This window comes from Kitasatospora papulosa, assembly GCF_000717245.1.
In the GTDB taxonomy this organism is placed as follows: domain Bacteria; phylum Actinomycetota; class Actinomycetes; order Streptomycetales; family Streptomycetaceae; genus Streptomyces; species Streptomyces papulosus.
The window spans coordinates 334,625-347,815 of the sequence record NZ_JNYQ01000004.1; the positions used below are offsets into that span (position 1 = coordinate 334,625).

Consider the following 13,191-nt stretch of genomic DNA (forward strand, 5'->3'; position numbering starts at 1 on the left):
AAACGGGTCCGCATGAGGCCCGCCTTCGCACCAGAGGAGTCAACCGATGCTCTCCGAGACGTCGACCGCCACCGTCCGAGCCACCCTCCCCGCCGTGGGAGCGGCCATCGGGGACATCGCGGACCTCTTCTACCGGAAGCTGTTCGAGGCCCACCCGGAACTCCTCAGGGACCTGTTCAACCGGGGCAACCAGGCCTCCGGCACACAGCGCCGGGCACTCGCCGGATCCATCGCCGCCTTCGCCACCCGGCTCGTGGAGAACCCGGGGACCCGGCCCGACGTGATGCTGAACCGCATCGCCCACAAGCACGCCTCGCTCGGCATCACCGCCCCGCAGTACGCCGTCGTCCACACCCATCTCCTCGCGGCCGTCGCCGAGGTCCTCGGCGACGCCGTCACCCCCGAGGTCGCCGCGGCCTGGGACGAGGTCTACTGGCTGATGGCCAACGCGCTCATCGCCCTCGAGGAGCGGCTCTACGCGCAGCAGGACGTGACGGCCGGCGACGTGTGGCGCGAGTGGACGGTGACGTCCCGCGTCGAGGACACCGAGGACGTGGCGACCTTCCGCATCACACCGGCCGACGGCGCCCCCGCACCGGCCTTCCGGCCGGGCCAGTACGTCTCCGTCCAGGTGGAACTGCCCGACGGCGCCCACCAGATACGCCAGTACAGCCTCACCGGTTCCACCCGCTCCACGACGCGCTCCTTCTCGGTCAAGCGGGTGCGGGGCGAGGCCGGACCGGAGGGCGAGGTCTCCGCGCACCTGCACGAGCGGCTGCGCCCCGGGGACCGGCTGCGCGTCTCGGCGCCGTACGGCGACCTGGTGCTCGACGGGTCCGACGCCCCGCTGCTCCTCGCCTCGGCCGGCATCGGCTGCACCCCGATCCTGTCGATGCTGGAGCACCTGGCGGAGGAGGGGCACGGTTCCCCGGTCACCGTGGTGCACGGTGACCGCTCGCCCGCCGACCACGCGCTGCGCGCGGACCACGAGGCGCTCACCGGCAGGCTCCCCGGCGCCGTCTCCCACTTCTGGTACGAGAACCCGGAGCCCGCCCCGTCCGGCGGGAGCACGGACCGCACCGGCAGGGTCGACCTGAGCGACGTGGCCGTCGCCCCCGGGACCCGCGCCTACCTCTGCGGCCCGCTCCCCTTCATGCGCGCCGTCCGCTCGCAGCTCCTCGGCAAGGGCGTGGCCCCGGCCGACATCCACTACGAGGTGTTCGGCCCCGATCTGTGGCTCGCCCAGGACTGAGCCCGGCCACCCGGGGCGTTCGCGGACTGTCCGGATCGAATCGCACACGGCTCGGACAGCGCCCGAACAGGTTTGCCGGAGCCTCTTGTTCCGGTACAAGCGCTGTACGGGACACACTCCCCCGCGAACGTAAGGAGTCGGCCATGTCCTCACCCATGTCCGCGAGCAACTTCCTCAAGGCGCTGAAGGCCGAGGGACTCACCGTCGTCCAGGTCGGCGACTGGCGTACGCACAACCGCAACCACAAGGGCCCCTGGGGGCCGGTCCACGGTGTGATGCTGCACCACACCGTCACGAAGGGCACGGCCCGCACCGTCGAGATCTGCCGTGACGGCTACGCGGGTCTGCCGGGCCCGCTCTGCCACGGTGTCATCGCCAAGGACGGACGGGTCCACCTGGTGGGCTACGGCCGCGCCAACCACGCCGGCCTGGGGGACGACGACGTCCTGCGCGCCGTCATCGCCGAGAAGCGCCTGCCGACGGACAACGAGTCCAACACCGACGGCAACCGCCACTTCTACGGCTTCGAGTGCGAGAACCTCGGCGACGGGAAGGATCCCTGGCCGGCCGTCCAGCTCGAGGCGATCGAGAAGGCCGCCGCCGCGGTCTGCCGCTACCACGGCTGGGACGCCCCCTCGGTCATCGGGCACCGGGAGTGGCAGCCAGGCAAGGTCGATCCGCGCGGCTTCTCCCTGACCGGCATGCGCAACCGGATCCACGACCGCCTGAAGTAGCGCCTCGCGGGGCGGCACACAATGGAGGCATGGACCAAGGAGCGCTCGACCTCTCCCGGCTGCAGCCGGTGCTTCCCTCACCCCTGCAGCCGGCCGGGGACGAGCGCTTCGCACGTCACGGCGTGACCCTGCTGCTCAAGCGCGACGACCTGATCCACCCCGACCTGCCGGGCAACAAGTGGCGCAAGCTCGCCCCCAACCTCAGGGCCGCCGCCGGCCGCACCGTACTGACCTTCGGCGGCGCGTGGTCGAACCACCTCCGCGCCACGGCCGCCGCCGGGCGCCTGCTGGGCTTCCCCACCGTCGGCGTCGTCCGGGGGGACGAGCTGGCCCACCGGCCGCTGAACCCCTCCCTCGCGCAGTGCGCGGCCGACGGCATGCGTCTGCACTTCGTGGACCGGGCCACCTACCGCGCGAAGACCGCCCCCGAGGTCCTGGAGGGCCTGCTGAGCCTCTTCGGGGACTGTGCGGTCGTCCCGGAGGGCGGCAGCAACGCACCGGCCGCACAGGGCTGCACAGAGCTCGGCCGCGAACTGCGCGGCCGGACCGGCACGGTCGCGGTGGCCTGCGGCACCGGCGGCACCCTCGCCGGACTGGCCGCGGGCCTCGGCGACGACCAGCGCGCCCTGGGGATCCCCGTCCTGCGGGGCGGATTCCTGGGAGCCGCGGTGCGCGACCTGCAACGGGAGGCGTTCGGCGGCCCGGCCGGGCGGTGGTCGCTGGACGAACGCTTCCATTTCGGCGGGTACGCCCGTACGACACCGGAGCTGCACGCGTTCGCCGAGGACTTCGAGGACCGGCACGGACTGCCCGTCGAGCGGCTCTACGTGGCCAAACTGCTGTACGGGCTGACCGTGCTGGCCGGGGAGGGCGCCTTCGCCCCGGGATCCACGGTCACCGCGGTCGTGACCGGACGGCCCTGAGACCCCTGGTCACGACCGGTCGCCGTCCGACTCCCGGTAGGCGGCGGCCTCCTCCAGGTCCAGCCGGCGCAGCAGGGCGCGCAGCATCTCGTCGTCGATCCGCCGCTCGTCCCTGAGGCGTACGAACACCTCGCGCTCGGCGGCGATCATCTCCCGCGCGAGCCGGCGGTAGGTGTCGTCCGCGGACTCCCCGGTGACCGGGTTGGACCGGCCGAGCCTCTCCCACACGGCGTTGCGGCGGCGCTCCATGACGGTGCGCAGACGCTGGGTGAGCGGATCGGGCAGGGCGTTGCGCGGGTCGGCCAGCAGCGCGTCCAGCCGCTCGTCCGCGGCCGTGGACGCGTCGGCCTGCGCCTGCGCCTCGGCCAGCGTCTCGGCCCGCACGTCGCGACCCGGCAGTTTCAGCACCCGCACCAGCAGCGGCAGGCTCAGCCCCTGGACGACCAGGGTGCCGATGACGGTGGTGAAGGTCAGGAAGAGCACCAGGCTGCGCGCGGGGAAGTCCTCCCCGTCGTGCGTGAGCGCGGGGATGGAGAAGGCGATCGCGAGCGAGACGACCCCCCGCATCCCGGCCCAGCCGACGATCAGGGGGGACGTCCACGGCATCGGCCCCTCCCGCTCCCTGATGCGCGCGGAGAACCACTGCGGCAGGTAGCTCGCGGGGTACACCCAGACGAAGCGCACCACCACCACGGCGACGAACACGAGCACCGCGTACCGGAAGGCGTCCAGCACGCTGTAGGCGCCCAGCTCCTTCAGCACGAAGGGCAACTGCAGCCCGATCAGCGCGAAGACCGCGGACTCCAGGACGAACGCGACCATCTTCCACACCGCCGCCTCCTGGAGCCGGGTCGCGAAGTCGACCTGCCAGGAGCGGTGCCCCAGGTAGAGCGCGACGACGACCACGGCCAGCACACCGGAGGCGTGCACCCGCTCCGCGGCCGCGTACGCGACGAACGGGATCAGCAGCGACAGGGTGTTCTGGAGCAGCGCCTCCGTGAGGTGGGTGCGCAGCCAGTGCAGCGGCACCATCAGCAGCAGGCCGACGCCGACACCCCCGACGGAGGCCAGCAGGAACTCCCCGATCCCCTCGCCCCAGCTCATGCCCTCGCCGACCGCCGCGGCGAGGACCACCTTGAAGGCGGTGATCGCGGTCGCGTCGTTCACCAGGGACTCGCCCTGCAGGATGGTGGTGACCCGGGTGGGCAGGCCCACCCTCCGGGCGATCGCGGCGGCGGTGACGGCGTCCGGCGGGGCGATCACGGCGCCGAGCACCAGCGCCGCCGTGAGCGGCAGGTCCGGCACGAGGAGATAGGCCAGCCACCCCACCGCGAACGTCGCGAAGAGCACGTATCCCACGGACAGCAGGGCGACGGGACGCAGATTGGCCCGCAGGTCCAGGTACGAGCTGTCGACCGCCGCCGTGTACAGCAGCGGCGGCAGCAGCAGGGGCAGCACGACGTGCGCGTCCAGCGTGTAGGCCGGCACCCCCGGCAGGTACGAGGCCAGCAGCCCGGCGGCGACCAGCAGCAGCGGGGCGGGCACCGGCGTCCGGCGGGCGGCCCCGGCGACCGCCGCGCTTGCCGCGACGAGCGCCACCAGCGGCAATGCGTCCATCTCACAGTCCTCACATCCGACGTAACGTGGCCATCATGAGCGAGTGCCTGCATGTATCCGAACTGCCGCGCCCCGAGCCCGTCGCGCTCGACGACACCTGCCCGGAGTGCGTGGCGGCCGGCACCCATCCCGTGCAACTGCGGCTCTGCCTGGTCTGCGGGCACGTCGGGTGCTGCGATTCGTCACCCCTGAAGCACGCCACGGCGCACTTCGAGGCGACCGGCCATCCCGTGATGCGCAGCTTCGAATGCGCCGAGAGCTGGCGCTGGTGCTTCGTGGACGGTTCGATCGTCTGAGGCCTGGGTACGTCAAACCGGCGCCGGTTCTTCGCAATTGACCGCCGCAGACCTCTAGCCACTGTGTGTACTCATATGCCTACCATGAGTAATCATGAGGTTACGGTCTCGGCGACACGGCATCATGGGTCGCGACAGCGTCGCCGACCCCTAGGACCGACGACGGACCGCACGGCCCCGGGCACCCGTCCCGGAGCCTCGAACGAGTTTGTGCCACCTTGGAGGTGAGGGTGTCCCAGATCGCAGGCGAGCCCGGGAACCAGGACTTCGTAGAGGTCCGGCTGCCCGCTGCGGGTGCCTACCTGTCGGTGCTGCGCACGGCCACGGCCGGTCTCGCAGCACGCTTGGACTTCACTCTCGATGAGATCGAGGATCTTCGCATCGCGGTCGACGAGGCCTGCGCGATCCTGCTCCAGCAGGCCGTGCCCGGCTCCGTCCTCAGCTGTGTGTTCCGCCTCGTCGGGGATTCCCTCGAGGTGACCGTCTCGGCCCCCACGACGGACGGCCGGGCCCCCGAGCGCGACACCTTCGCCTGGACGGTGCTCTCCGCGCTGGCCGGCAAGGTCGACTCCACGGTCGCCGACGACCGTACGGTCAGCATCAGCCTCTACAAACAGCGCGGCGCGGGACCCGGGCCGGCGTGAGCGACGGGAACGGGGACGGTCCTGTGCGTGACGAGACGATCCGGTCGGGGGCGGTGCGCCCGGCGGCCCTCCCGGAGCAGCAGGCCCGGCCGCATCCGGAGGGCGGGGCGGACGGTGCGGACGAGGCGCAGGGCCGTCCGGCCGCGCCCGAGCAGCCACAGGCGGAGCGGGCGGGCCGGATGAGCGAGCACGGGCACCACGATCCGCACGACCGCAGCGGGGCGCGGGCGCTCTTCATCGAGCTCCGTGCGCTGCCCGAGGGCTCGGCGGAGAAGGCCGAGCTCCGCAACCGGCTGGTGCGGATGCACCTGCCGCTCGTGGAGCACCTGGCCCGCAGGTTCCGCAACCGCGGCGAGCCGCTCGACGACCTGACCCAGGTCGCCACGATCGGTCTGATCAAGTCGGTGGACAGGTTCGACCCGGACCGCGGCGTCGAGTTCTCGACGTACGCGACCCCTACGGTCGTCGGCGAGATCAAGCGGCACTTCCGGGACAAGGGCTGGGCGGTGCGGGTCCCGCGGCGCCTCCAGGAGCTGCGGCTGTCGTTGACCACGGCCACCGCGGAGCTCTCCCAGCAGCACGGCCGCTCGCCCACCGTGCACGAGCTGGCGGAGCGGCTGGGCATCTCCGAGGAGGAGGTGCTGGAGGGGCTGGAATCGGCCAATGCCTACAGCACGCTCTCGCTCGACGTCCCGGACACGGACGACGAGTCGCCGGCGGTCGCGGACACCCTCGGCTCCGAGGACGAGGCGCTGGAGGGCGTCGAGTACCGCGAGTCGCTCAAGCCGCTGCTGGAGGACCTCCCGCCGCGCGAGAAGCGGATCCTGCTGCTGCGCTTCTTCGGCAACATGACCCAGTCGCAGATCGCGCAGGAGGTCGGCATCTCGCAGATGCACGTCTCGCGCCTGCTGGCCCGCACGCTCGCACAGCTGCGCGAGCGGCTGCTCGTCGAGGAGTAGCCGGACGCGGTCAGGCTTCGGGGGTCGTCCGCGGCCCCCGGATGCCCAGCGCCCTCGTGGTCGCCGGGTCGAGCACCAGCACGAGGCCCGTCACGGCGACCGCCGCGAGGACGATGCCCAGGGGGATCAGCGCGCCCTGGGCCCGCAGCAGCGTCCAGGCCACCGGCAGCGCCATGAGCTGGGTGATGAGCGCGGGACCGCGGCTCCAGCTGCGCCGCCGCAGCAGCCCACGGGCCGCGAGGAGCGGGATCAGGCCGAGCGCCACCAGCGTCAGTCCGCCCATCTCGGCCTGCTGCATGCTGTCGGGCCGCCCGAAGAGCCCCACGGCCAGCATGTAGATCCCGCCGACGACGAGCGCCGCCCCCTCGAGCGCGTTGAGTGCGGCCAGGGCGGCGATCCGGCCCGGCTTCTCCGGCCCGGCCGAGGGCGACGGGGCGGGCGTGTTCTGCTGAGTGCTCACGCTTCTCAGATTCGCACCCCGGCCCGCCGGAAGCGAAGCCGGGGCCGCACGGCAGGACTGCCGGTCACTCTCCGTGACCACCCGTGGACCCGGCGGATCGGGACTTCGGGGAGGTACCGCGCGGTAGGTACCCTGGCGTGCATGCGCGCACTCCTCGTGGTCAACCCAGCTGCCACCACTACCAGTGCGCGGACCCGCGACGTACTGATCCACGCCCTCGCGAGCGAGATGAAGATCGAGGCCGTGACCACGGAGTACCGGGGGCACGCCCGGGACCTGGGACGCCGGGCCGCCGACTCCGACGACATCGACCTGGTGGTCGCCCTCGGGGGCGACGGCACGGTGAACGAGGTGGTCAACGGCCTGCTGCACAAGGGCCCGGACCCCGAGGGCCTGCCCAGCCTGGCCGTCGTCCCCGGCGGCTCCACGAACGTCTTCGCGCGGGCCCTGGGCATCCCCAACGACGCGGTCGAGGCGACGGGCGCCATCCTGGACGCCCTCGCCGACCGCAGCGAGCGCACGGTGGGCCTGGGCCTCGCGGCCGGCACCCCGGGCACGGCGGACGAAGCGGTGCCCGGCCGGTGGTTCACCTTCTGCGCGGGGCTCGGGTTCGATGCCGGGGTCATCGGCCGGGTCGAACAGAAACGCGAGCGGGGCAAGCGGTCGACCCACGCCCTGTACGTGCGCCAGGTGCTCCGGCAGTTCATGGACGACCCGCACCGGCGCAACGGGATGATCACCCTCGACGTCCCCGGCCGTGACCCGGTCACCGAACTCGCGCTGTCGATAATCTGCAACACCGCACCCTGGACCTACCTGGGGAACCGCCCGATATACGCCTCCCCGAAGGCCTCCTTCGACACCGCCCTGGACGTCCTCGGCCTCAAGCGTCTTTCCACCCCCGCCGTGACCCGGTACGCCACCCAGCTGCTCACTTCGAGCCCCGAGAAGGGGCCGCACGGCAAGCACGCCGTGTCGCTTCACGACCTCACGGACTTCACCTTGCATTCAAAGGCGCCACTGCCCTTCCAGATGGACGGTGACCACCTAGGACTGCGTACCAGCGTGACGTTCACAGGCGTACGCCGTGCACTGCGTGTGATTGTGTGAGTCGAAGGGGCCAAAGTCCTTTAACTCGAACGTTTGGGCTGGCCCCCACCCCTTAGAAGTACGGCTGTGACCTAGTCGACACCGAGGAATCAAAAAAAACTTTCCAGAAGGGGTTGTATCCGCAGCCGAGGTTTGCGAATCTCTACTTGGCGATCGGGACGGCCCGCAACATCGGCCTCCACTGAGAGCCAGAACCCCTCCTCACCACAACAGGACCACATCCAGCTCATCTGGGCGTCGGACCTTCGTCTGCGGGGGGATTCGTGAAAGCGTTCACATTCACAAGCACCAGCATGTAATACCAAGGAGAGGTAGCAGCCATGGACTGGCGTCACAACGCCGTTTGTCGTGAGGAAGACCCCGAGCTGTTCTTCCCCATCGGCAACACCGGTCCTGCGCTGCTGCAGATCGAGGAAGCCAAGGCCGTCTGCCGTCGCTGCCCCGTCATGGAGCAGTGCCTGCAGTGGGCGCTCGAGTCCGGCCAGGACTCCGGCGTCTGGGGTGGCCTCAGCGAGGACGAGCGCCGCGCAATGAAGCGCCGCGCCGCTCGCAACCGGGCGCGTAACGCCAGCGCCTGACCGACGCCCCCCTCACGAGCCTCAGCCCGGCGGCGCGTACAGAGCGTACGCACAGCCCCGCCTTCGAGTCGCAGCGCGCAGTACCCCCGAAGCGCATCGCACCGTGAGCACCACGCAGTGGGCCCGGACCGTCACCACGGTCCGGGCCCACTGCTGTGTGCCGGGGATCCGGCGAGCGTCGTCGCCGGCTCCCCCGCTACTTGTCGTTCTGCACGGGGATGTCCAGCACCACCTGGGTACCGCGCACCGGGGCGGGGACCATACCGAACGTGCCGCCCAGTTCGCCCTCGACCAGGGTCCGCACGATCTGCAGGCCGAGGTTGCCGGCCTTCTGGGGATCGAACCCCTCGGGCAGCCCGCGTCCGTCGTCCGTCACCGTGATCAGCAGCCGGCTCCCGGCAGAGGAACCGCCGCGCACCGCGGACACTTCCACCGAGCCCTGCTCGGCCACGGTGAAGGCGTGCTCCAGCGCGTTCTGCAGCACCTCGGTGAGCACCATCGAGAGCGGAGTGGCGACTTCCGCGTCGAGGACCCCGAAGCGTCCCGTCCGGCGACAGGTGACCTTCCCGGGCGAGATCTCGGCGACCATCGCGATCACCCGGTCGGCGATCTCGTCGAACTCGACGCGCTCGTCCAGATTCTGGGACAGCGTCTCATGGACGATGGCGATCGAACCGACGCGCCGCACGGCCTCGTTGAGCGCCTCACGGCCCCGCTCCGATTCCATCCGGCGCGCCTGGAGCCGCAACAGGGCCGCCACGGTCTGGAGGTTGTTCTTCACCCGGTGGTGGATCTCCCGGATGGTGGCGTCCTTCGTGATCAACTCCCGCTCACGGCGCCGCAGTTCCGTGACGTCGCGGAGCAGCACCAGCGAACCGATGCGCACCCCCTTGGGCTTGAGCGGGATCGCGCGCAGCTGGATGACCCCGCCCGCGCCCTCGACCTCGAACTCCCGCGGCGCGTAGCCGCTCGCCACCTTGACCAGGGCCTCGTCCACCGGGCCGCGCGACGGGGCCAGTTCGGCGGTGGTCGCGCCGAGGTGGTGCCCGACGAGGTCCGAGGCCAGGCCGAGCCGGTGGTAGGCGGAGAGGCCGTTGGGGCTGGCGTACTGGACGACTCCGTCGGCGTCGAGCCTGATCAGTCCGTCCCCGACGCGCGGCGAGGCGTCCATGTCGACCTGCTGGCCGGGGAACGGGAAGGTGCCCGCGGCGATCATCTGGGCCAGGTCGGACGCGGACTGGAGATAGGTCAGCTCCAGCCTCGACGGGGTGCGGACGGTGAGCAGGTTGGTGTTGCGGGCGATGACGCCCAGGATCCGGCCCTCCCTGCGCACCGGGATCGACTCGACCCGGACGGGCACCTCCTCCCGCCACTCCGGGTCCCCCTCGCGCACGATGCGCCCCTCGTCCAGGGCCGCGTCGAGCAGCGGCCGGCGGCCGCGCGGCACGAGGTGGCCGACCATGTCGTCCTGGTAGGAGGTGGGGCCGGTGTTCGGCCGCATCTGCGCCACGGACACATAGCGGGTCCCGTCGCGGGTGGGCACCCACAGGACGAGGTCGGCGAAGGACAGGTCGGAGAGCAGCTGCCACTCCGAGACCAGCAGGTGGAGCCACTCGAGGTCGGTGTCACTCAGGGCGGTGTGCTGGCGGACGAGGTCGTTCATGGAGGGCACACGTGCGAGCGTACCCGTGGAATCGAGGAGGTTCCGAACCGATCCGGCGCCGGATGCGTGACACTGGTGGAAGGCGGACGCGGACGCGAGAATGTCCGCCACGACGGATGGACAGGGCCTAATGGTCTAGTCCACAATGCACCACGTAGGGGTACGACGGCCAGGGCATGCCCAGGACGCGCCCCCTGCGCGACAGACCTCCGCTCTCCCCGCACAGGAGGGCGGACCGAGGCACCCGGCGCTCTCTGCCCTGACTGCGCCGGTGCCTCAAGTGGCCGGAGGCACCGCACACCGCCGGCCAGGTAGCTCCGGGCTGCGGTGCCGGACGGGCTGAGGGTCCCGTCCCGGCGCCGCGGCCCGCGGGTGTTTCCGGGGCCTTTTCCGGGCCCTTCCCCCTCGCGCCCCTCTCGCGTTCCCCTCGCGGGCGGGGCCGTCCGCCGACAGGGCGACAACGAGTGACACGGACATGCACGGTTCACCTCCGTGACGCCCCGTTCTGCTAGATTGGGCCCATAATTGGTCTAGTCCACATGACGCCACTCTTCAGATCGGCAGGCACAGCGTGGAAGTTGTCATCGTCCCGGACGCCACGGCAGGCGGCGAGCTCATCGCGGAGGCCATCGCGGCGCTGCTCGGCCGCAAGCCCGACGCCCTGCTCGGCGTTGCCACCGGCTCGACCCCGCTGCCCGTCTACCAGGCCCTGACCGCCAAGGTCCGCTCGGGCGCGGTGGACGCCTCACGCGCCCGGATCTGCCAGCTCGACGAGTACGTCGGGCTGCCCCCGGGCCACCCCGAGTCGTACCGCTCGGTCGTGCTGCGCGAGGTCATCGACCCGCTCGGCCTGTCCGAGAAGTCCTTCATGGGACCGGACGGCGCCGCCGAGGACGTACAGGCGGCCTGCGACGCCTACGACAAGGCACTCGCCGAGGCGGGGGGCGTGGACCTCCAGCTGCTCGGCATCGGCACCGACGGGCACATCGGCTTCAACGAGCCGTGTTCCTCGCTCGCGTCCCGCACCCGCATCAAGACGCTGACCGAGCAGACGCGGATCGACAACGCCCGCTTCTTCGACGACGACATCGAGCAGGTGCCCCGCCACGTCATCACCCAGGGCATCGGCACGATCCTGGAGTCGCGCCACCCGATCCTGCTGGCCACCGGCGCGGGCAAGGCCGACGCGGTGGCCCGGACGGTCGAGGGCCCGGTCGCCTCGGTCGTGCCGGCCTCCGCGCTGCAGATGCACCCGCACGCCACGGTGGTCGTCGACGAGGCGGCGGCCTCGAAGCTGAAGCTCGCGGACTACTTCCGCGCGACCTTCGCGGCGAAGCCGCGGTGGCAGGGCCTGTAGAACCCGTGCACGCGTGAGGGCCGGGTCACCGTCACGGTGACCCGGCCCTCACGCGTCGGTCCTGCCGGACTCAGACGCCGGTGCCGGTGATCGCTTCCGCGGCCGCGACCCCGCAGACCCGCGCGGCACCGTGCGTGGCGACGTGCAGCGCGCCCCGGGGCGGCGCCACGGGCAGGCCCATCTCGACCACGACGGTGTCGGGACGCGCCCGGAGCACCTCGTCCAGCGCCGCGCTCATCCAGCCGTGCCGGTGGACGTCACGGACGACGGCGACGATGCGCCGCTCCCCCGCCGCCCGCAGCACCTCGGCGGCCGGCGCCACGCTGCCGCTGCCGTAGGTGCCGGTCTCCGTGCCGGGCAGGATCCGCGACAGCTCGGCCGCCACACCCCACGGGGTCTCGTCGCCGACCGCGATGTTGGCGACCGGGGTGAAGGCCGCGACGTACGCCGGTCCGTCCAGCGGCCCGGCGGTGCCCGTGACCGTCACGGCCCGGCGGGCGGCGACGAGTCCGATGCCGGCTCCGGCGCCGGGCGCGGTCCCCTCCTGCTCGTCCGCGCCCGGCCCCGAGGCAGCCCCCCTGACCCCCTGCGTCCAGGACGCGAGGGCCCGTACACGTGCGGCCGCGTCGGCGAGCCGCTCCTCGGGCAGTTCACCGTCGCGCACCGCTGTCACCAGGGCGTCGCGCAGCCGCAGCACCGTTTCCTCGTCGGCCAGCCCGCCGCCCACACAGATGGCGTCGGCGCCGGCGGCGATGGCGAGGACGGATCCGCGCTCGATGCCGTACGTGCCGGCGATGGCGTCCATCTCCATGCCGTCGGTGACGATCAGCCCCTCGTAGCCCAGTTCCTGGCGGAGCAGACCGGTGAGGATCTGCGGGCTCAGGGTCGCGGGCCGGGTCGGGTCCAGTGCGGGAAGCAGGATATGGGCGCTCATCACCGCTTTGGAACCCGCTGCGACGGCTGCCCGGAAAGGCACCAGCTCACGGGTGTGCAACGTGTCCAGGTCCACATCGATGCGGGGCAGCGCGTGGTGCGAGTCGACCGCCGTGTCGCCGTGCCCCGGGAAGTGCTTGGTGCACGCGGCGACACCGGCGGCCTGCAGCCCCTCGACGTAGGCGGCGGTGTGCCGGGCGACGAGCCCGGTGTCGGCGCCGAAGGAGCGTACGCCGATGACCGGGTTGCCCGGGTTGGAGTTGACGTCGGCGGACGGCGCCCAGTTGAGGTTCACCCCGCACTCGGCGAGCCGGCGTCCGAGCTCGCGGGCGACGGCCCGGGTGAGGTCCACGTCGTCCACGGCGCCGAGGGCGAGGTTGCCGGGGAAGGACGAGCCGCTGCGGACCTCCAGCCGGGTGACGTCGCCGCCTTCCTCGTCGATCGCCACGAGGACGTCGTCGCGTTCGGCCCGCAGCCGGGCCGTCAGCGCGGCGAGCTGCTCGGGCGAGTGGATGTTCCGGCCGAACAGTCCGACGGAGGCGAGGCCTTCGCCGACCCTGCGCAGGAGCCAGTCCGGGGCGGTCGTACCGGTGAAGCCCGGCTGGAGGACGGCGAGCGCGTCGCGGGTGACGGTGTCCGTGGTGGAAACGAGGGTGGTCATGGGG

At 71.8% G+C, this 13,191-nt stretch carries 13 protein-coding genes; 9 read left to right on the forward strand and 4 right to left on the reverse strand.

The window, feature by feature from the left end; genetic code table 11:
- Window positions 1-46 precede the first annotated feature (46 nt).
- The 3 genes from IA22_RS0112710 to IA22_RS0112720 all read left to right on the forward strand — a co-directional run bounded on the left by IA22_RS0112710 (window position 47) and on the right by IA22_RS0112720 (window position 2,909).
- Window positions 47-1,252: a globin domain-containing protein gene (locus IA22_RS0112710; RefSeq protein ID WP_030123658.1), complete on the forward strand. Its 1,206-nt coding sequence runs from the start codon at window positions 47-49 to the stop codon at window positions 1,250-1,252.
- 143 nt (window positions 1,253-1,395) lie between these two features.
- Window positions 1,396-1,986 carry an N-acetylmuramoyl-L-alanine amidase gene (locus tag IA22_RS0112715; RefSeq protein WP_015578689.1) on the forward strand — a complete coding sequence of 197 codons (591 nt, stop codon included), beginning with the start codon at window positions 1,396-1,398 and terminating at the stop codon, window positions 1,984-1,986.
- A 29-nt stretch (window positions 1,987-2,015) separates the two neighbouring features.
- Window positions 2,016-2,909, forward strand: a complete 894-nt coding sequence (locus IA22_RS0112720; RefSeq protein WP_030123659.1) for a 1-aminocyclopropane-1-carboxylate deaminase/D-cysteine desulfhydrase — start codon at window positions 2,016-2,018, stop codon at window positions 2,907-2,909.
- Window positions 2,910-2,918: 9 nt separating this feature from the next.
- On the opposite strand, the gene IA22_RS0112725 is transcribed toward IA22_RS0112720, so the two are convergent.
- Entirely contained in the window at window positions 2,919-4,526 is a 1,608-nt protein-coding gene (locus IA22_RS0112725) for a Na+/H+ antiporter (protein WP_014154137.1), read from the reverse strand.
- A gap of 35 nt (window positions 4,527-4,561) precedes the next feature.
- Between IA22_RS0112725 and IA22_RS0112730 the strand changes: the two genes are divergently transcribed.
- The 3 genes from IA22_RS0112730 to IA22_RS0112740 all read left to right on the forward strand — a co-directional run bounded on the left by IA22_RS0112730 (window position 4,562) and on the right by IA22_RS0112740 (window position 6,425).
- The gene (locus IA22_RS0112730) at window positions 4,562-4,822 is read left to right on the forward strand and encodes a UBP-type zinc finger domain-containing protein (RefSeq protein WP_014154138.1); all 261 of its coding nucleotides are present in this window, start codon (window positions 4,562-4,564) and stop codon (window positions 4,820-4,822) included.
- A 230-nt stretch (window positions 4,823-5,052) separates the two neighbouring features.
- Window positions 5,053-5,466, forward strand: coding sequence for an ATP-binding protein (locus IA22_RS0112735; protein ID WP_014154139.1), 414 nt, complete (start codon window positions 5,053-5,055; stop codon window positions 5,464-5,466).
- A 23-nt stretch (window positions 5,467-5,489) separates the two neighbouring features.
- On the forward strand, window positions 5,490-6,425 hold the full coding sequence (locus IA22_RS0112740) for an RNA polymerase sigma factor SigF (RefSeq protein ID WP_015578686.1): 936 nt from the start codon (window positions 5,490-5,492) through the stop codon (window positions 6,423-6,425).
- Window positions 6,426-6,435: 10 nt separating this feature from the next.
- Here IA22_RS0112740 and IA22_RS0112745 read toward each other — a convergent pair whose 3' ends face one another.
- On the reverse strand, window positions 6,436-6,885 hold the full coding sequence (locus IA22_RS0112745) for a hypothetical protein (protein WP_030123660.1): 450 nt from the start codon (window positions 6,883-6,885) through the stop codon (window positions 6,436-6,438).
- Between the two features lie 141 nt (window positions 6,886-7,026).
- On the opposite strand from IA22_RS0112745, the gene IA22_RS0112750 reads away from it, so the two are divergent.
- Together IA22_RS0112750 and IA22_RS0112755 are read left to right on the forward strand one after the other, a co-directional pair.
- Window positions 7,027-7,995, forward strand: coding sequence for a diacylglycerol/lipid kinase family protein (locus IA22_RS0112750; protein WP_015578685.1), 969 nt, complete (start codon window positions 7,027-7,029; stop codon window positions 7,993-7,995).
- A 320-nt stretch (window positions 7,996-8,315) separates the two neighbouring features.
- A complete protein-coding gene (locus IA22_RS0112755; protein ID WP_003953983.1) occupies window positions 8,316-8,573 on the forward strand; it encodes a WhiB family transcriptional regulator in 258 nt (85 codons plus the stop codon).
- Window positions 8,574-8,769: 196 nt separating this feature from the next.
- Here IA22_RS0112755 and IA22_RS0112760 read toward each other — a convergent pair whose 3' ends face one another.
- Window positions 8,770-10,236: a sensor histidine kinase gene (locus IA22_RS0112760; protein ID WP_030123661.1), complete on the reverse strand. Its 1,467-nt coding sequence runs from the start codon at window positions 10,234-10,236 to the stop codon at window positions 8,770-8,772.
- A gap of 571 nt (window positions 10,237-10,807) precedes the next feature.
- Here IA22_RS0112760 and nagB point away from each other — a divergent pair.
- Window positions 10,808-11,593, forward strand: a complete 786-nt coding sequence (gene nagB, locus IA22_RS0112765) for a glucosamine-6-phosphate deaminase (RefSeq protein WP_014154145.1) — start codon at window positions 10,808-10,810, stop codon at window positions 11,591-11,593.
- A gap of 70 nt (window positions 11,594-11,663) precedes the next feature.
- Here nagB and IA22_RS0112770 read toward each other — a convergent pair whose 3' ends face one another.
- A complete protein-coding gene (locus tag IA22_RS0112770) occupies window positions 11,664-13,187 on the reverse strand; it encodes a glycoside hydrolase family 3 protein (protein ID WP_030123662.1) in 1,524 nt (507 codons plus the stop codon).
- Window positions 13,188-13,191 lie beyond the last annotated feature (4 nt).